At 42.5% G+C, this 19,318-nt stretch carries 20 protein-coding genes; 6 read left to right on the forward strand and 14 right to left on the reverse strand.

Annotation, left to right across the window (positions count from 1 at the left end; translation table 11 throughout):
- Window positions 1-8: 8 nt before the first annotated feature.
- Window positions 9-392 (reverse strand): hypothetical protein, encoded by a 384-nt coding sequence (locus QFZ78_RS07435; protein ID WP_307546379.1) that lies wholly within the window; start codon window positions 390-392, stop codon window positions 9-11.
- A gap of 307 nt (window positions 393-699) precedes the next feature.
- On the opposite strand from QFZ78_RS07435, the gene QFZ78_RS07440 reads away from it, so the two are divergent.
- Both QFZ78_RS07440 and udk read left to right on the forward strand, forming a co-directional pair.
- The gene (locus QFZ78_RS07440; protein WP_307546380.1) at window positions 700-1,017 is read left to right on the forward strand and encodes a hypothetical protein; all 318 of its coding nucleotides are present in this window, start codon (window positions 700-702) and stop codon (window positions 1,015-1,017) included.
- 110 nt (window positions 1,018-1,127) lie between these two features.
- Window positions 1,128-1,763: a uridine kinase gene (gene udk, locus QFZ78_RS07445; protein WP_261300854.1), complete on the forward strand. Its 636-nt coding sequence runs from the start codon at window positions 1,128-1,130 to the stop codon at window positions 1,761-1,763.
- Window positions 1,764-1,817: 54 nt separating this feature from the next.
- On the opposite strand, the gene QFZ78_RS07450 is transcribed toward udk, so the two are convergent.
- Window positions 1,818-2,975, reverse strand: a complete 1,158-nt coding sequence (locus QFZ78_RS07450; RefSeq protein ID WP_307555541.1) for an MFS transporter — start codon at window positions 2,973-2,975, stop codon at window positions 1,818-1,820.
- Window positions 2,965-3,507 (reverse strand): hypothetical protein, encoded by a 543-nt coding sequence (locus QFZ78_RS07455; RefSeq protein WP_307546381.1) that lies wholly within the window; start codon window positions 3,505-3,507, stop codon window positions 2,965-2,967. Before QFZ78_RS07455 ends, QFZ78_RS07450 begins: the two co-directional genes overlap by 11 nt.
- Window positions 3,508-3,667: 160 nt before the next feature.
- On the opposite strand from QFZ78_RS07455, the gene QFZ78_RS07460 reads away from it, so the two are divergent.
- Entirely contained in the window at window positions 3,668-4,783 is a 1,116-nt protein-coding gene (locus QFZ78_RS07460; RefSeq protein WP_307546382.1) for an aminopeptidase, read from the forward strand.
- A 109-nt stretch (window positions 4,784-4,892) separates the two neighbouring features.
- Here QFZ78_RS07460 and QFZ78_RS07465 read toward each other — a convergent pair whose 3' ends face one another.
- Window positions 4,893-6,371, reverse strand: a complete 1,479-nt coding sequence (locus QFZ78_RS07465) for a L,D-transpeptidase family protein (RefSeq protein WP_307546383.1) — start codon at window positions 6,369-6,371, stop codon at window positions 4,893-4,895.
- A 170-nt stretch (window positions 6,372-6,541) separates the two neighbouring features.
- Here QFZ78_RS07465 and QFZ78_RS07470 point away from each other — a divergent pair, with 170 nt between their 5' ends.
- On the forward strand, window positions 6,542-6,673 hold the full coding sequence (locus QFZ78_RS07470) for a hypothetical protein (protein ID WP_307546384.1): 132 nt from the start codon (window positions 6,542-6,544) through the stop codon (window positions 6,671-6,673).
- Between the two features lie 139 nt (window positions 6,674-6,812).
- On the opposite strand, the gene cyoD is transcribed toward QFZ78_RS07470, so the two are convergent.
- The 5 genes from cyoD to QFZ78_RS07495 all read right to left on the reverse strand — a co-directional run bounded on the left by cyoD (window position 6,813) and on the right by QFZ78_RS07495 (window position 11,236).
- Window positions 6,813-7,142, reverse strand: a complete 330-nt coding sequence (cyoD, locus tag QFZ78_RS07475; RefSeq protein WP_307546385.1) for a cytochrome o ubiquinol oxidase subunit IV — start codon at window positions 7,140-7,142, stop codon at window positions 6,813-6,815.
- Between the two features lies 1 nt (window position 7,143).
- Window positions 7,144-7,755 carry a cytochrome o ubiquinol oxidase subunit III gene (gene cyoC, locus QFZ78_RS07480; protein WP_307546386.1) on the reverse strand — a complete coding sequence of 204 codons (612 nt, stop codon included), beginning with the start codon at window positions 7,753-7,755 and terminating at the stop codon, window positions 7,144-7,146.
- Window positions 7,755-9,728, reverse strand: coding sequence for a cbb3-type cytochrome c oxidase subunit I (locus QFZ78_RS07485; RefSeq protein ID WP_307546387.1), 1,974 nt, complete (start codon window positions 9,726-9,728; stop codon window positions 7,755-7,757). Before QFZ78_RS07485 ends, cyoC begins: the two co-directional genes overlap by 1 nt.
- A gap of 34 nt (window positions 9,729-9,762) precedes the next feature.
- Window positions 9,763-10,737, reverse strand: a complete 975-nt coding sequence (gene cyoA, locus QFZ78_RS07490) for a ubiquinol oxidase subunit II (RefSeq protein WP_307546388.1) — start codon at window positions 10,735-10,737, stop codon at window positions 9,763-9,765.
- Window positions 10,738-10,975: 238 nt separating this feature from the next.
- Window positions 10,976-11,236, reverse strand: a complete 261-nt coding sequence (locus tag QFZ78_RS07495) for a hypothetical protein (RefSeq protein ID WP_307546389.1) — start codon at window positions 11,234-11,236, stop codon at window positions 10,976-10,978.
- 248 nt (window positions 11,237-11,484) lie between these two features.
- Between QFZ78_RS07495 and QFZ78_RS07500 the strand changes: the two genes are divergently transcribed.
- Window positions 11,485-12,240, forward strand: coding sequence for an MBL fold metallo-hydrolase (locus QFZ78_RS07500; protein ID WP_307546390.1), 756 nt, complete (start codon window positions 11,485-11,487; stop codon window positions 12,238-12,240).
- A gap of 75 nt (window positions 12,241-12,315) precedes the next feature.
- Here the strand turns inward: QFZ78_RS07500 and QFZ78_RS07505 are convergent, their stop codons facing one another.
- The 4 genes from QFZ78_RS07505 to QFZ78_RS07520 form a co-directional block, all read right to left on the reverse strand.
- Window positions 12,316-12,624, reverse strand: a complete 309-nt coding sequence (locus QFZ78_RS07505; protein WP_307546391.1) for a DUF4870 domain-containing protein — start codon at window positions 12,622-12,624, stop codon at window positions 12,316-12,318.
- Window positions 12,625-12,932: 308 nt separating this feature from the next.
- Window positions 12,933-14,117, reverse strand: coding sequence for an FAD-dependent oxidoreductase (locus tag QFZ78_RS07510; protein WP_307546392.1), 1,185 nt, complete (start codon window positions 14,115-14,117; stop codon window positions 12,933-12,935).
- Window positions 14,118-14,644: 527 nt separating this feature from the next.
- The gene (locus QFZ78_RS07515) at window positions 14,645-15,301 is read right to left on the reverse strand and encodes a deoxynucleoside kinase (RefSeq protein ID WP_171645564.1); all 657 of its coding nucleotides are present in this window, start codon (window positions 15,299-15,301) and stop codon (window positions 14,645-14,647) included.
- Between the two features lie 112 nt (window positions 15,302-15,413).
- Entirely contained in the window at window positions 15,414-16,484 is a 1,071-nt protein-coding gene (locus QFZ78_RS07520; RefSeq protein ID WP_307546393.1) for a DUF3900 domain-containing protein, read from the reverse strand.
- 167 nt (window positions 16,485-16,651) lie between these two features.
- Here QFZ78_RS07520 and QFZ78_RS07525 point away from each other — a divergent pair, with 167 nt between their 5' ends.
- On the forward strand, window positions 16,652-16,882 hold the full coding sequence (locus tag QFZ78_RS07525) for a hypothetical protein (RefSeq protein WP_307546394.1): 231 nt from the start codon (window positions 16,652-16,654) through the stop codon (window positions 16,880-16,882).
- A 59-nt stretch (window positions 16,883-16,941) separates the two neighbouring features.
- Here the strand turns inward: QFZ78_RS07525 and QFZ78_RS07530 are convergent, their stop codons facing one another.
- On the reverse strand, window positions 16,942-19,140 hold the full coding sequence (locus QFZ78_RS07530; protein ID WP_307546395.1) for a PAS domain S-box protein: 2,199 nt from the start codon (window positions 19,138-19,140) through the stop codon (window positions 16,942-16,944).
- Between the last annotated feature and the right edge of the window lie 178 nt (window positions 19,141-19,318).

Here is a 19,318-nt window from a genome sequence, read left to right on the forward strand (position 1 = left end):
GGATACTCCTACTTCACTTCAAACGTGATCGTCTTGCTTACATCGTAAGGCGTATGATCGTTATTATGTAAGGAAACTTTTAATTCATGAGGACCTTTGCTTAAATGTTCATAACCTTTTTCAGTGGTCGTCATGACTTCTTTTTCTCTTTTGTCCAAGGAAACATGAACGTGCCCTTCCCCTTGCTTGCGCTGTTGATCGTAATGCTCTTTGGAAAGCTTAAGATCAGTTGTAATTCGAAGGGTAGCTGCATCTCCATTAACAGTCGTACTTACTTCTAGGGTAGGTGTGTACGAATTTGCCGGTGCAGTATTGGTTTTTGATGATCCACACCCGGAAATACTTAGTGTAACAACTACAATTATACAAAAACCTTTCCATGTTCTCATCATTTCATCCCCTATTTAGACCCTAATTGTCTAATCATGTCAAAAAAAAGCTATCTTCTCTAGCTTATGAATATTCTAGCGGTTTGTCCACTTTTATTTTGGAAACAATAGCCTTTTCACGCAATTGATTTTGTATTCGAAATTTTCTGACTTTTCATGTCGAATTATCATAAGTACGCTCACATTTTGCGCTTCCCCAGGAAATAATTTCATTTCCCAAATCAAGAATGATTTCCCCAGCTTTGGAGCAATGTAGTAAAGTCGCTGTTCTTTTTTACCCATAACAATTATCCTTAGGAGGCATTCCCCTATGACAGAAACTCGTCAGCATCAGCAGCCGCTTCAGCACGCCATTGACGCAGCAGATCATGCTATACTCCAAGCTCAAGACGCCGAGCATCAACTGCAAGTAGCCATAACACAGGCCAACCCTCGATCTATTCAATCTGCACAAGCAGCACTTACAGAAGCTAAACAACAAGTTCATGAAGCACATGAGCAGCTTCAAACTTTTAACAATGATGAATATGGCCAGCAGATAAAGCAAACCATGGAGCAATTGACGCAAGCTTCTCAAGATATCGAGGCCAATCAAGAGAAGTTCCATACCCAGAAGCAAATTCGATAAGGTATCAAGGCAAAAGGTGATCGAAATTCGATCGCTTTTTCTTTTTATATGAACATTATGTTAAACTACGGAGGAAGGTTTTCAAGTTATTTGGGGAGGCACTACATTTCATGCTCGTTATCGGAATTGCCGGTGGTACCGGTTCAGGAAAAACTACTGTAGCTCGATCCATCATTACCAAGCTAGGATCCACGAACGTGACATTAATTTCACAAGATAATTATTATCTTCATCATAGTGGTCTTACTTTAGAAGAACGGGAACGTATTAATTATGATCATCCCCGTGCCTTCGAGAACGCCTTGCTGCTCAAGCATTTAAATGAATTGAAAAGCGGCAATGCCGTGGACATACCTGTGTACGATTTCTCACAACATGCGCGCTCTGAAGAAACAATTCGTATCGAGGTAAAGCCGATTGTGCTGCTCGAAGGCATTCATGTCTTAACAGACGAGGAGCTGCGCGGCGCTTTGAACATCAAGGTGTTCGTTGATACAGATCCGGACGTTCGTATTCTGCGCCGACTTTCCCGAGATATTAATGAACGAGGACGTACGCTGCAATCTGTCTTTGATCAATATTTGACGACCGTTAAGCCGATGCATGACGCATTCATTGAGCCGTCCAAGAAATATGCTGACATTATTATTCCTGAGGGCGGAGAAAATCAAATTGGGATTTCTATGTTAACTATTTTGACAGAGCGGTATATGACGGATCAAGCAGCAAGCTATGAAATAGGCTAAATGTTGGCTAAATGAAAAGGACACCAAACCTTGATTAGGTTTAGTGTCTTTTTTTCATACAGATTGACGTCGAAAAGTAAACCCAGATAGAGCAAATAAGACATAGATAAGGCCTATCAAATAAAAAATACTGGCTGTGCTAATATAACGGATAGCTAGTCCTCCCATTAAAGGGCCGGCTATACTCCCTAAACTGTACTGGATAGAAGCAAGTACATTTGCAGTAGGAACTAAATGTCTAGGCAGTATGTCTGCCGCATAGGCCAAACCTAGTGAGAAAAACGAGCCCACCATGCCCCCGGCAACGCCGAAACAGAGTCCAATCAACCAAAGATTCGAGCCTGCAAACGGAATACATAGAAATGCGATGGAGCCAATGAGGCCACTCACAATAAGGATACTCTTCCGCCCCACACGATCACTCCAAATCCCTAGCGGCAGCTGCATGATGAGACCCCCTACCCCCATGATGGGCAGCAGAACACCAATATTAGATTCCGTGAGACCTGTACGCAGTCCATAAATCGGAAAGTTGCTGTTCATCGAGGCTTCCATATAGCCATAGAGTAAGGAGGTAATGAGCGGGAACCAAGCGATTGCCAATACCTTTGAAGCACGCTTATGCACCGCCTCCACTTTGTCCAGTTGCTCTGGCTTCTCATTGGATAACTGCCATACAAGCGTCAGAACAATTAAAAAAAAGCAGCTGGTCGTCAAAAAGGGCACCCAACTACCTGATTTGAGTAAGGTAATTCCTATAGGTCCTAAGCTAAAACCAACACCATAAGCCATGCCGTATAAAGAGATATTACGTCCTCTACGCTCTTTAGGGCTTGATGTAACGATCCATAACTGCGTTGCATAATGCAGAGCGCTATCCCCAATCCCTACAAACAAACGAAGTACAAACCAGAAACCAATCTGCTGCCATACCGGGAACAAACAAGTTGCCAGGATGACCAGTCCCATCCCAACGATGATGACTGGCTTATATCCGAATCTTCGCACAGGCCTTTCTATGAAGAACATCGTGGAGAAAATACCTATATAAAGCGCTGCAGCATTCAGACCATTGGCTTCCGTTGATACACCTGAACGATCCAAAAGGATCGTTAGCAGCGGCATGAGCATACCTTGACTCATCCCTGCCACGATAACGACCATAATTAATATGATTAATTTGTTACTCGAGATCCGTTGTTCAAGAGCCATTTCCAAAATCCACAGCTTCCCATCTCTCCGCGTATTCATTCAGCTTACCATGGAGGGGAACATGGAATTGATTGATGATGACGAGTCTTACTTTTCTGATCCACTCCTTGAAGGAAGGATACGTAACGAATAGATTCGCATAACGGTCACTCATGTACACGAAATGGGGCCCGGGCGTTTTATCCGTCAAAAATTTCAAAGATGTATCTATCGGTGTGTACTTCTTACGCTTCCCTTCCCACTTATCCAAGTCCAATTGAAGGGTGGATTCCACTTGTTCCAAGAGGCTTTCCAAATGCTTCACACGGGCATAATAAGGCTGCTGACAAGGTATGTCCATTCTCCGAAGTGTTTCCTCATGCTGGGGATAAAAGATAGCTCGAACGAACTTTCTTTCCTCCGCCCATCTGGTAAAAGCGTGCAGTTCTGTCTCCGTCCAGTCCTCAAAAGTTTCAAATAATAAGACTGTTCCTTTATGAGTTTCCGCCGGAGGTTCGTACCCGAATGGTACTTTAATCTGATCTCTTGCCATTGCGTCCTCCTCTAGTTGTCATTTCTGTTGTCTGTTTTGCCTTGATATATTGTAGCATACCCTACTAAGTTCCACGAAATCATTAGTCTTTATTGGCTTAAGAACGCCTGTTGCGATATAATTTGTAAGTACATATATTCAATTAAGGGAGACCTAAAGAATGAGAGACCCAAGACTTCAAACCTTTGCCCGAAATATAATCAATTATTCAGTTAGCCTGGGGCCTGGTGAGAACATACTGATTGAAATGATTGGAGTCAAAGACCCCGAACTCGCCAAATGCTTCATTGAAGAAGTATATGCCGTTGGCGGTAAACCTTTCATCGAGCTGCGTGATCCAGCAATTATGAGAAGCTTACAAATGACCGGTACCCAAGAGCTATTTAGCCAATGGTCCGAATTTGAGCTTGCACGGATGAAGCAGATGGATGCTTATGTAGCCGTCCGCAGTGGTGATAATATTACCGAATCGTCCGATGTACCCGATGATCAAATGAGGCTCTATCTGAAATACTTCCAGCGTCCTCTCTTCGACGAACGCATTAACAATACGAAATGGTGCGTCATGCGTTATCCAAATCCTTCGATGGCTCAGCTGGCCGGCAAAAGCACTGAGGCTTTCGAAGATTTCTACTTCAATGTATGTAATCTCGATTACAGCAAAATGGCTGTAGCTATGGAGTCACTTGTCGACCTGATGAACCGTACAGACCGCGTTCGCCTTGTTGGCAAAGGGACTGACATTAGCTTCTCGATCAAAAATATTGGAGCCGTCCCTTGCTCTGGTCTGAGAAACATACCTGATGGTGAAGTATACACAGCGCCTGTGAAGGACTCCGTTAATGGTGTAATTAGCTATAACACACCTACGATATATTCCGGCACTTCCTTTGAAAACATTGTATTAAAATTCGAAAATGGCCGTATTATTGAAGCTACCAGCAATGACACGAAGAAATTGAATGATATCCTGGATACTGATGATGGTGCTCGATTTATCGGCGAATTCGCAATTGGCGTAAACCCCTACATCCAACATCCAATGAAAGATATTTTATTCGATGAGAAAATTGATGGCAGCATTCACTTTACTCCAGGTCAAGCTTATGAGACAGCGGATAATACGAACCGCTCCTCCGTTCACTGGGATATGGTGCTTATCCAGCGTCCCGAATATGGCGGCGGCGAAATCTACTTTGATGATGTTCTCATTCGCAAAGACGGACGCTTCGTCATCCCTGAACTGGAAAAACTCAACCCAGAAAACTTAATGTAGTTAATTTTAAAAAAGCAGCTGCTGCTTCCGACTAAACGTCGGTAAGCATTGGCTGCTTTTTTAATGAGATTCGCAAGAAATAATAGGTAATGCCATTAACAAAACGTGATTAACCAAGCCAATGAAATACCTGTTCAGGCGATTGATCAAGGGATGGCAGGTTATTGGGAATAAGCAATAACGTGTCCTTCACTTGCTCATTATGGACTGCAGCCCATTTGGCAGGAATAATTTGAACCACTGTGCCTTTAGGAACAAATTGAAATAATTGCTGTACATCCGGATTCGTTAGTCGTATACAGCCCAACGATTGATCCGTGCCGATTGAGCTCTCATCAAATGTTCCATGAAGCGCGATCGCTCCAAGTCCCAAGCCGGCCTCCCCATATACCTGTGCATGTTTCCCTTTGGGCTGCTGCACACGGTCCATTACCCGAAAATCTCCTTGGGGGGTACTCCCGTTGGCGCCAAGTCCAATATCTTTTACCCATAATAAATAGCTGCCGCTAACCAGTTTCAATTGATGTTCAGCCTTGTTGATTTCAATATGGACAGGCTCATAGGGTGCTCGGCCAACGCCTGCAGCGTTCGCATAAAACATCTGCTCGACTTCAACCGCACCGGAATCATAGACCCATCCCCCTCGCCCGTTAAACACCGTAGAAATGTCATTAGAACTTGTGACCGCTTCTAATGGAATGAAGCTCAAATAATTATTCGGATAATCTTGCAGGAGAGCGTTCAGATTTGCTGGAGCCCTTCCATAATCTGTGTGGTACGATTCCAAAGCTGTACGAACTAAATTAGCACCAATCGCACTAAGCGGTTGGTGCTTTTCAAATTCGGAATTCAGGAAGCGAATTCTCACTGTACGATCCGTCGCGGGATGATATTGAGCGATAACAATGGCGCTCTTCGTCTGTTCATCATTCGTGAGAAGCAGCGTTTTCCCTTTGTTCACATTATCTTGTGAAACGATGCCATAAATAAGAATGCTGGAATTCGGCATCTCTTTGGCTAATTCCAAAGCCTGCTTATGCAGCGCTGTTTCAATATCTTCATTTTTGGTGTCAGGATCAATGTACATGACAAATGGAACATCCATCGTCTCATACGTAACGGCACTTCCAATACCCCAGACTTTCATTTTCGAAATCGTTTTATAAATCGGGGCTTCACCAACAAACAACACGACTAACATTAAATTAAGAACAAAGAGAACGATTAGCATTGTTTTCATAAATGGAGGTAACAGCCGCTTCTCCGCCTCAGGGAAAGCCTTTTGCATACTAGCTGCATGTTCCGCTTGTTGTTGATCCAATTCACGAATGGCCCGATTAGCAGCCGAATAGAAAGGCGATGGGTACGTTCGAAGAACCTCTTTGTAATGAAAAATTGCCCTTTTCAAATTCCCTTTTAACTGAAATTTTTGAGCGATGTTAAAATGAGCTTCCGGTGAATTAGCGTCAATATAGCGGATCACTTTCTCATAATATTGTGGATCTGATGGGCTTATGAACAAGTTCTTATGCAGATGAATTAGATTATCGTCGAGATGGTTACGAAATCGTTGACTTGGGCGATTCATTCGGCTCCTCTCCGTTCAAAAAGGATAGCTTGTCCATTCTAGTTGAATGATACAAATAGTATCTCTGATACATAATGTATCATGTGTAGGGTAGAAAGACAACTATTTATTACCACACTGAATGAACGATAATCATTTAGCAAAAGCTGAATCGACGGAGGTGATAAATCATGAGTGGAAGAAATAGTAAGCCCAAGAACACTGGACCTGCAGGCAGCCCTTCTCGCTTAGATCAATTCGGAGAAAAAGCAGTACAACAAGAAAAACGAGAAGCTAAGGAACGAAACAAGCCGACATGCTAGATAGTTAGATGAAATTCATCGTCTAAGCTGCCTACTCGGAGGATTCCGGCTGATCCGGTGTTTATAAGCATGAATTCATGAAAAAAAGACGTTCCCACCACATCAAACGTGGTGAAAACGTCTTTCCTTTTATCAAATCTTAATGAGCTACTTGATTGTAAGTCATAATCCATATCGAACCGGCCACGATCGTCAGTAAGATGACAAGACCAAAGATCAACGCCATGATATTCCAGCGTGCATTCTCGCCTTCTTTCACATGCATGAAGAAGAACAACTGAACACCAAATTGCAGTACAGCCATGAAGAGGATCAAGACGATTGTGCCTGTTTTACTCAACATATGGTTCATAACAGCAACGAGTGGAATGATGGTCAGAATGATCGATAGAGCAAAGCCAATAATATAAGATTTCAATGAACCATGAGCATCATGGGTTTCATGTGAACCTGTATGTGGTTGACTCATCTTACATCACCCCCATCAAATAGACGACTGTAAATACGAAGATCCAGACAACGTCAAGGAAATGCCAGTACAAGGAAATGACAGCCACTTTGCGTTTGGTCACGGCTGTGATGCCGCGGCGTTTCAATTGCAGCATCAACCCGACCATCCAAATCAAACCAACCGAAACGTGTAAGCCGTGTGTACCAACTAATGCATAGAAAGCTGATAAAAATGCGCTCGTACTAATTGTTGCGCCCTCATGATTAACCATGTTAATGAATTCCATTAACTCGAGTCCTACGAATGACGCTCCCAGAAGAACTGTTACGGCTAGCCAGCCAATTAACTGCTTCATGTTCCCTTTGTGCATGCCAAGCACGGCTAAACCGCTCGTGAAGCTGCTAGTAAGCAAGATAAAGGTTTCCGCAATGATACCTGGCATCTTGAACAATTCTTCCGGGGTTGGACCCCCGTTTGTATTTTGATGAAGAACCATGTAGGTGGCAAATAAAGATCCAAATAAGATACAGTCCGTGATTAGAAATATCCAGAATCCGAACGTTTTGAGCGACTCGTGATCATGTTCATGATCGTGGGCGTGATGCCCACCTTGCGTAGCTGCATGTGCCATTATACTTTCGCCCCTTTCAATGCGGCTTCCGTACGTTTCACTTCATCAGCAGGAATATAATAATCCGTATCATAGCTGAACGAACGTGCAATCATAGTGATCGCAACACCAATTAAGGCCGGGATCGTCAGCCACATCCAATTAAATACAAAACCAAATCCAGCGAAAAACCATAGTGCAGACATTAGGAATGGAATGGAAGAGTTCTTAGGCATGTGAATCGGTTCATATACGATCTTGGCTGGTTGCTTGGCAGATAAGCTTTGCTTCTGCTTTTGTTCCCACCATGCATCTGCTTCGTTAACTTCTGGCAGTACGGCAAAGTTATAAATTGGAGCTGGCGAAGGAATCGACCATTCAAGTGTACGGCCGTCCCAAGGATCCCCGGTTACATCCGGTTCTCTGAATTTAATCGAGTGAGCAATTTGCCATACTTGGAAAATGAACCCGACACCCATAAGGAAACCGCCTACTGTAGATACGAGATTCAGCGGTCCCCAGCCCATATCGAAATCGTACGTATACGTACGGCGAGTCATACCATCTAAACCCAAGAAATATTGCGGCATGAAACAAACATAGAACCCAATGTTCCACGTCCAGAATGCCCATTTGCCCAAGTGCTCGTTCAGCTTGAAGCCGAACATTTTTGGCCACCAGTAGTAAAGTCCCGCGAAGTATCCGAAGGCTACACCACCAATTAATACTTGATGGAAATGCGCAATCAGGAAGTAACTGTTATGGAACTGAAAATCAGCTGGCGCAACCGACAACAGCACCCCTGTCATGCCTCCAATAACGAAACAAGGAATGAATGCAATTGTCCACATCATTGGCGTCGAGAAACGAATCTTACCGCGGAACATGGTGAATAACCAGTTAAATACCTTGGCTCCGGTCGGTATCGCAATCAACATCGTACTAATGGCGAAAAAGGCATTAACATCTGCGCCAGACCCCATCGTAAAGAAGTGATGCGCCCACGTGAAGAAGGACAATAAACTAATGATCAGCATGGCGAAAACCATCGATTTGTAGCCAAACAATTTCTTTTTGGAGAAGGTAGAAACAATTTCCGAGAAAATACCGAAAGCCGGAATGACAACAATGTAGACCTCAGGGTGACCCCACATCCAGATCAAATTGATGTACATCATTGGATTCCCGCCGCCATCCAAGGTGAAGAAATGTGCGCCCAGGAAACGGTCAAGGAATAATAAAGCTAACGTCACTGTAAGGATCGGAAAAGCGAAGATAATCATGATACAACTTGAAAATACGGACCATGTAAACATTGGCATCTTCATCAACTTCATGCCAGGTGCACGCATTTTCAAAATGGTCACAATAAAGTTAATTCCCGTCGCTAAGCTTCCTATACCGGATATTTGAATACCCCAGATATAGAAGTTCTGTCCGACACCCGGACTATGGGACAACTCCGAAAGCGGTGGGTAGCTAAGCCATCCTGCATCCGGTGATCCACCAATGACGAACGATACGTTGAAAAGCATAGCTCCCCAGAAGAACATCCAGAAGCTAAGTGAATTCAAGAACGGATAAGCGACGTCTCGAGCTCCAATTTGCAGTGGGACTACAATATTAAATAGTCCGAACATTAGGGGCATTGCCATGAATAGAATCATGATCACGCCATGCGTCGTGAAGATTTGATTATAGTGCTCTGCTTGTAGAAATTGACTATTTGGCATCGCTAGTTGTAGACGCATTAGAAGCGCATCCACACCGCCGCGGAACAACATCATGATCGAACAGATGATGTACATGATCCCGATTCGTTTATGGTCAACACTTGTTAACCATTCACGCCAGAGCCAGCCCCACTTTCTGAAATAAGACAGCACGAATATCATAGCGATCATCGAGAGTCCGATACTAACCTGAGCACCCAGGATGAGTGGATCGCCCGTTACGAAAAACTCTGATGCGAATTGCTTTATTTTATCCAACATGAGCAGATCTCCCTTTCTCAAAAGCTTTGATCGATCATTTTGTCATTTTCATTTGACTGTGATCATTATGGTTCATAGGTGCAGTTTTGTCCGTTGATTGAGGCTTGCTCGTCTCTTTCACAGACTCTGAACTGCCATGACCACTGTGAATGGATTGACCATTCGTATATTTCGTTACTATCTTTTGGAAAAGTCCATCTGGAACCGAGGAGAAATATTGCACACCTGACTTACCAGGCTTGGCTAAGGCTTCATAGCTTTCCATCGTAAGTTTTGTCGGAACCTTTTTCGTTTTGGCTATGAAAGCTTCGAAGTCCTTCTGGGAAGTCGCATTCACATCGAACGTCATATCCGCGAAATGCGCACCGCTGAAATTCGCTCCCGTTCCGAAGTAATGCCCGATCTCATCAGCTTGTAAATACAGTGTCATTGCCATACCTGACATCGTATAGATCTGCCCACCCAGCTGCGGGATCCAGAACGAGTTCATCGGAGCATCAGAAGTGAGCTCGAACTTAATCGGTGTATCCTCTGGAATTTGCAAATAATTGACCGTTGCTATACCCTGCTCCGGATACGTGAATAACCATTTCCAATCCAGAGATGTCACTTGAATGGTGACGGGCGGTTTATTGGATTTTAACGGCTTAGAGGGCTCTAGTGCATACGTATAACGAATAGTAATGACAGCCAAAGCTACAATAATAATGATTGGAACTGCCCACCAAACAATTTCTAAGGAAGTACTGTGCGACCAGTTTGGCTTATATGATGCTTTATTGCCTTCTTTATCGCGATACCGCCAAACAATCCAAGCTGTCAGTACAAGAACCGGTACGAGGATAATTGCGCATAAAATGGAGGAAATCACAATCAAATCTCTCTGTTCAGCACCTACAGGTCCTTTGGGATCCAGCACCATAGCTTGATTACTGCAGCCTGCCAATAAAATAATGATGGCGACCATCATGAAGGGCAGCATAGCTTGTACGAGTGTTCTCTTCTTCATCCTACTTAACCTCCCTATCAACAAATCTTATCTAATATCAAGATATCATCTCGCTGATAAAAGTACACTGTTGCAAACGCAACTTAACAAATACGTCAAAGGATCGACGTTTTACTGTAAAACAAATGTCACAGAACGTTTGTTGACTATTATGAAAATGTATGAAAATACATGAAAACGAAAAGGCCCTTCAAGTTGTCACTTGAAAGGCCTCTAAATTGCTCATAATACGTTGTACTTATTCCGTCTTTGAAGCTGCACGTGAATGCACCAAGTGAATAGCCGTCCGAATAACATAGATGTGCACACTACCTACCATGAAGCCAATTCCAACCATCAAGGAGGTATTGCGATCACTAAAATGATCAATATTCAACAAGCTTAATAGTAATCCTATACCAAGCAACGCCCATGCCGCTATTGTCATCATCTTCACTAATGGCATCACATCGCGCTCACTGCGCTCATTACTTCTGATTAAAACGGCTCTATTTGCCATAATTATCACTCCAAACCCCAATGTAAGTGCTTTATAAACATAGTATATCACAAATCCAAAATTTGTTCATACTTTATTCACACGTTGATCAAAACTTGGACAAAACTAAATACGTCTAGTTCACAAATGAAAATATATTGACATTCTATTGATTTTATGGTATAATAAAATATTTAATTGACATAAGTTAACCTTCTAGGTATGATAGCACTGTTCTTTCACTATCATTTCTCTTTGGAGGGATTCGAATGCAGATTGCGAACGGTATTTATATGCTTGAGCTGTCAGTTCCTGTAATGGGGCGTATCGATGTCATACACCCAACTCTTTTCTCCGATGAAGAAGGCGCCATTTTGGTGGACACTGGATATCCCGGTTTATTGCCTCGTATTCAGAATGCCATGGAGGATCATAACGTTCCATCCCATCATTTGAAGACGATTATTATTACCCATCAAGATATAGATCATATAGGCAGTTTACCAGATTTCATAAGTAAATCTCCGCAGAAGCTTGATATTCTAGCCAGTGAAATAGAGAAACCTTATATTCAAGGTGAGAAGATGTTGATTAAAATCACCCCAGAATCAATTGAACAAGCGGTTGCTAGCTTACCTGCGGATATTTCACCTGAATGGCGAAAAGCTTTTCGATCAGCTTTGGAGAATCCGCCTAAAGGTCCGGTCAATGGCATTCTTGAAGATGGACTCGAACTAGCCAACTGTGGCGGGATTATCGTCATTCATACCCCAGGTCATACTCCGGGACATGTCAGTCTGTACCACAAACAGAGCAAAACATTGATAGCGGCTGATGCCTTAGTCGTTTCAGGTGGCCAACTTCTCGGACCCATCCCGGAGTACTCCGTTAACTATGCGTTAGCGATGCAATCACTTAAGAAGTTCATCGAATACGACATTGAAGCTGTTATTTGCTATCATGGCGGGTTGTACACAGACAATGTAAATCAACGTATTGCTGAATTAGCAGCTTCTCCTATTTGAATCATCCTCATTTAATTAAAAAATAAAAAGCAGGCTGCCAAAAAAGGCAACCTGCTTTCCCATATGTATGTCTTACTACTTCAATAATGTGTAACCTCCGATAATCGGAAGTGGTTTTACTTGACCTTGAGCAGCAGCTACAATGCCTAGAATAGCTAAAACAAACACGCCCAAATTCGCTAAAGGCAGTAGAATCCAACCAATAATCGGGATGATTCCCAAAACAACATTCAAAATGACAGCGGCCAATAACAATGTAAGGCCTTGGTTTGCGTGGTACCATGCAAACTTGGAGTCTTTTGCAGCGATGAGCGGGATAAAAAACAAGATGTATGCAATGATGGCCATTCCCTTATTACTTTGAATATCCGCAGAATCATACATGGACAGCACCTCTTTCTTTTTCTCAAAGTATACTATTCCATTATATTCGGTGTTTTCTATCTATTCTATTGAATTTCACACATTTTGAAAAATTATTTTCCGGACTCAAATCTCCATCAATTGCTTAATTCGCGCCATAGTCGAAGCAGTTCTTGTTCGCGGGAGGGGTCCATACCTGCACGGCGCTCTGTAGCTGCTATTCGTCCTAAATCTCAAGCCAATGTGTCTTGGACGGTCTGGATCAATGGTTTAAATTACTTCTAACCCCGTTTACAAAAATGCACACAAGGTGCATTCACGGTAAGCAATTACACGCTATAACCTAGAAGCCAATCCAACTGCTTCATCTGGACATCATCCGGAAGAAGTCTAAGCACCTGATTACGCAGCATAATTGCTGCCGGATTACTCATTTGCACGATGCGTGCCATTCGTCTGGATTGACGAACAACTTGATTGGTTCGGGGTTTTCGAGTATTTTCATAAGAATGAAAAGCTGCTGTCACACTGCTTAATGAAAGCATTGGAATTCCCTCAAGACATCTAGCTAAAACAAGCGCATCCTCCATCGCCTGAGCGCCTCCTTGCCCGAGATTAGGCAGCATAGGATGAGCCGCATCACCAAGCAGTGTTACTCTCCCTCGGCTCCAACTTTCAAGTAGTTTACGATCATGAATATCATGTGTTAGTATGGACCTCTCATCTGTTGACTGGATAGCCTGCTCAATCGGATTATGCCAGCCCTCAAATTGCTTAAGAACGTAGTCCTTCTTACGATCCATACCTATCCCAGGAGCGGAATTGATTGCAGCGAACCAAAAAACTTGTCCCTCGCCAATCTGGGAAAAACCAAAACGTCGTCCCCTACCCCATGCCTCAAATCCTCCACCGACCTCAGGAATATATCGCTGGTCCAAGAACGTAGTAATACCTCGAAAAGCTCTAAAACCTGAATATCGCAGCTGTTCTATGCTAAATAATAGATGAGCCACTTGTGAATGAATCCCATCTGCACCAATTAAGATATGCCCGGTATCTGCTGATCCATCTTCAAAATGGACAACAACCTGATGCGGATCCTGTTCAAAGGTTATCAGCTTTTTATTCATATAAGCGGTTGTTCGTTCATTTAGTTGTAGAAATAAAATCGTTTGAAGCTTAGCGCGATGAATAAGGTAGCTATATGTTCCATATTGAGCGGCTTGCTTCGAGACGGGAACGGAAGTAATCGGCTTACCATCCCAAGAGCGAATTTCAGCCATGCCAACTTTAGCGCCTGCTACCCTCACCTGTTCAGCCAAGCCAAGCTCCGTTAATACATGCATGGCATTCGCAGCTAACACAATTCCGGCACCGAATTCGGATAGCTCTCTCTTTTTCTCGTAGATGACAACTTCCCAACCTTGCTTTTGTAAGAAAAGCGCTGTCGTTAATCCACCAATTCCAGCTCCAATGATAATTGCTTTCCTAGTAGAAGGTAAGATATTATTCATGATTGCCCTCCATAACCAACGAACCCTTTCCATCTACTGTAACATAATCAGTCAAGACAAAAACCTCCTAAAACCTAAGGGTTAAGGAGGTGCGCTTTTATGAGAGTATGAAGTTTATATTCTGTTATGTTGCAACTAATTGTTGTTTAACCTCAACGATCTCAAGATTAGAGAAAAATCGGCTTAACTTCATCATTTTCTCATTTGCTGCCAATTTAGAAAGTGGCGGGCACATAGGCTTTCCTCTGTAACATACGATAAATAACAAACTCATCACCTACTCTTCCATTGAAGAATTCATGTTTTCACTTGATACGTAATGTATCATACAATAATTTTACCCGATATACAACAAATAGAGATAAATACCGTCATATTTCGATAGTATATGTAAAATCACAGGACTTTATAACCAAATGAAAGTAAAAAGGAAAGATCTAGAACACTTTCAATTTCTAAACCCAATTAAACTCCTACATAATTCGAAAGACCCCCTCGGAATGAGGGGGCCCTTTGATATTTCTATATTAAACGATGACTAATTCGGAAAGCTTGGCACGTACCTGCTCAACTAATTCGATCGCATCCTCTGAACGATTCACAACATCAACACGATCCATATCTACAATCAACACTTCAGAGGCATGATAATGATTCATCACCCAGTCATCATAACCTGACCAAAGCTGTCGATAATAATCAACCAAAGATTGATCTTGCTCGAAGCTGCGTCCCCGCAGTCCGATGCGGTACATGACCGTTTCGAAGGAAGCTTTTAGATAAACCATGAGGTCCGGCGCTTTCTTAGGAAGCTCAGCAAGCTCAGACATCATATTGTCCGCAAGCCCCTCATAAACATCAAATTCCAGCTGTGAAATACGACCTAACTCCCGATTCACTTTGGCAAAGTACCAATCCTCATAGATACTTCTATCCAGTACATTTCGGTTATGTACTAACGCTTGTTTAATTGCCTTAAATCTTGTATTCAAGAAGTGCAACTGAAGTAAAAACGGATATCTCTTCTTCTCAATTTCTTCCGGAGTTGCCGTGTAAAACAGCGGAAGTATCGGATTATCATCGACACTTTCATAATAAACATTTGAATTTAATTCTTGTCCAAGCAAAGTCGATACAGATGTTTTACCTAGACCAATCATTCCCCCAACCACGATCACAGCCATTGACCCCTTTCTCCTTCTGCCCAATCCTAATTTACCGTCTGTCAATTCTTGCAAAGCTTCCCTATTATACAAGGAATTCATAGTGGTGGGAACCCTATATTTTCACCTTTATCTATCCGTTTTCTTCTTCTCTTGTAATCCGCTCGATGACAGCGTGAAGATCATCTGGTCTTAGCAATTCAACTGGTGATACGCCTTTTTCGAAGTGCAAATAATCCCCTTCAATCAGAATTACATACCGTTCGCCTTGTCTGGCAATATGAACTTTGCGTCCATAATCGGCAAGCTGCGCCTTCACACTGATATGATCAAGCTTGATGCGCATTTCCAGATCCGGTTTCTGCTCAACCAAATAATTGGCGGCATCCATGACCTGAGTCGGTGTCCACTTCTCCTGAAGCTCGCGCTTTTCACTCGCTGCCCAGATTTCCAAATCCTTTTCTTCCTGCTCACGTTCCTCAGGTTTATGCTCATAGTCTCTCTCCAACTGCTGCTGAACGAGCCCTAATACTTGATGATGCAATATTTCCGGCATGGACTGCTCATATTCTACATATTTTAGGAAATCCTCAAAGTAACGGGCATGTGAAGCTTGGTGAATTTTGAGCTCTGAAGGTTCTAACATGCCTTCTTCAGGCATAAACGGATATTGGATCGATTTCATGTTTTTCGCATTGATCGCCATTTCCACTTGATTCAATAAGCTCTTCTCGTCGGTAATCCGTGCAATTTTGGGCTCAAAATCACATTTTAGGATAAATACAAATGGATCATCGAAATATTGATTAAGCTTGGCACTTGCGACAAGAAAAGCTCCGCCCCTGACTGCGCTTGTATTCAGATAAGCATTCAAAAGTTCATCGCTGACATTAAGAAAGTCCTGTTTGTTCTCTGCATAGCGCAGTCGCGCGAATAGATTATAGTTCGGATTGCTTTCTAATTCGAAGCCTGGCTCGGTAATGAAACGCCCTATCTTCGTAGGTACCTGCTCAGCTCTCGGGTTTCGCTCTACTTTGCGTTTAGCGATTCGTGCGAATTCACCGTCTAAGAATTGTTGTAAAGCACTGTCTTCATAATCGTTCTCGTCCAAAGTCTGATAATGGCGATAATTTTTAGCCGATGCCGCGTCGGCACCTTCCCCTTGGATCACAAAAAATGATATATATTGAACTGCGAATTTCATGCTGCTTCTCCCTGTCAATCGTATTCAAAATTGCACAACTTTGATTGTACTTGGTATAAAACCGAAACGCTACAAAAAAAAAGGAACAGTTTGTGATTGTTTGTAAGTTCATGCTGTCACTAGTAATAAGCGCTGCTTTTTCAAAATAATAAGACAGAGGTGTGAAGATGATTTACGGAACCAAACTATTGGAAACAGATACAGAAATTTTCATTGCCGCTCTTACTAAAACACCTGTTTATGTTTGGTCGTTAGATTCATTAGGCGTTTATTATCAGGTAAATTCGGGTTTTATCGTAAAATATACACCTGATGAAGTACAAATTCATTGTGAACAGGACGCCTCTATGACAACATGGCATTCCAGAGAGTCAAATGAATTTAGTATCCGTTTTTAGAAATGAATAAACCGCCCGTTCCTGTACTTTACAGGTCTGGCGGTTTTTACATTCAAAGGCTATTCGAATTCACTCATATCCTTACTTATCGTCTGCGTCGGTAAAAACACATCAATAATGGTTCCCTCACCAAGTTGGCTTTGAATCGACATTGTGCCTTTGTGCGCTTCAACGATCTTGAAACACATCATTAGACCGAGTCCAGTGCCCTTTTCCTTCGTTGTATAGAAAGGTTCACCTAATTGCTTTACACGCTCCTCTGGGATGCCGCATCCATTATCCTGTGTCCTCACTCGGATCATCTCGCTGCCCTGCATGGAAACGGTGATTTTAATTTGTCCATCCTTCGTTATCGCTTCAATCGCATTTTTCACCAAATTAATAAATAATTGCTTAAGATGCATCTCGGAACAAATAAACTCCGGAATATCAGACTCAAACTCGAGCAGGAGCTGCACATTGCAAAGATTAGCCTGCGTATCCAGCAACGCAATCACGGTTTGTAATATATTTATCAAATCACTTCTTTTGTAGTGAATAGCTTCCGGTTTCGCAATGACGAGGAATTCGCTAACGATGAAATTAATTCGATCCAGTTCGGACAACATGATATCAAAATAGTGCTGTTTTCCCTTCATATCGTTCTGCAGAAGCTGTAAGAAGCCTCGGAGTGACGTGAGCGGATTCCTGATTTCATGAGCAAGTCCTGCTGCTAACTGGCCTGCGACGGAGAGTTTATCTGATTTACGCAACAATTCCTCTGTTCGTTTCCGTTCTGTAATATCTCGCGTAATACCAGCGAACCCAATAATCTCGCCCTTCTCATTCTTAATTGGCGTTTTGGTCACACTGACATGAATGAGCTGTCCATCTTTACGAATCCGAATGGTCTCTAACCCCGAAATTTGGTTACCTGCTTGTAAGATGTCTTGAATTTCTTTATGATGCTCTTTCAAGAAATCTGGATATATGGGCAATGGCTGGTTTAGAAGCTCATCCTGATTCCAACCAAATACTTTCTCATAAGCGGAATTGACAGAAATAACCTTAAATCGTTGATCAAGTACGCAGATGGCATCTGTTGTATTATTAATAAATGATTCCAGCAGCTCCTTCGTTTCTCTAAGCTCCATTTCCATATGTTTACGTTCCGTAATATCTACACAGGAGCCGATCACTTCTATCACGCGGCCATTTTCAAAAATGGGACGTAAAGATGTCAAATACGTAATCCCCCGGAAAGTGGCTTCATACATAACGTTTTCTTCCCCGCTCCATGCCCTGCGGTAATACTTATCGATATTGGTCGCCATATAGAATGGCCATATCTCGTATAAGCCGTTACCTAGGATATGCGATGGCTTATAGCCGAGTCTATACAGAAGTTCACCGTCACATAAGGTATGAATGAATTTCCCTCGCATTTGTCTGAACTTCATGGTCATTCCTTGCTGTCTGCGAACAGTGTCATGCAGGTCCTGCTGCGCAACTCTCAATGACTCACGGTCTTTATTATGCTGTGTGATATCTCTAGCGATAATATAAACACCTTCTGTTATCCCATTCACGATAATCGGCACATTTTTTAAGCCTAATTCAATCTTATCGCCACTCTTATGCGTAACCCGAAGCATATGATTATCCGTTTGCAAGAGCACACTATCGGTCGGGTATTCAGCTTGATCCTCTTGTTTTTCTTGCTCCCAGAATTGATGGATGTACTGTCCAACCATCTCCGTCTTCGTGTAACCCAGAATCCGCTCCATAGCAGGATTCACACTCATGATTAAACCGTTCAAATCACTTGTTAAGATCCCCGCAGGATTATGCTCAATTAATGAATTATATCGCTGTTCACTCTCCGCAAGTTTACGCTCCATCTCGGACTTTATCGTGAGATCTTTCATCTGGGCCATATAATAAAGAGGTTCATGGTCAGAGTTTCTAATTAGTGAAATTCCGCATTCCACCCTTATAATTGTTCCCTCTTTTGACTTCATTCTTTGTTCGATCTGGAAAGATCGTAAATCCCCGGACAACAATTGCTCTAGGAGTCCAAACAGTTTGTCGTTCTCTTCGGGCAAAAAGATCGTAGTTATATCCGTATATAATAATTCTTCTTCCGAATATCCAGTTATCGCGCTTAGGCTGTTATTCATCTTCATCCATTGTCCATTGAGTGAAATAATCGCCATGCCTATCGTTGTGAATTCGAATACCATGGCAAATGACGGTTCCGTTCTCGAAAGCATATCCATTCATTTATCCCCCATCTTAAAAATACATGGATGGTTTCCATCATCAAATGTTTGAATTCGACGATTTAAAGATTATTCCTCCCGTAGTAGCTCTTGCTTGTTCAAATAGTTCATGAAATGTGCCCTTGTAATTCCTCGTTATGATAAAATAAAATGGTTCTTCTACATGTTCGTACAT

The sequence above is a fragment of the Paenibacillus sp. V4I5 genome (assembly GCF_030817255.1).
GTDB lineage: Bacteria > Bacillota > Bacilli > Paenibacillales > NBRC-103111 > Paenibacillus_E.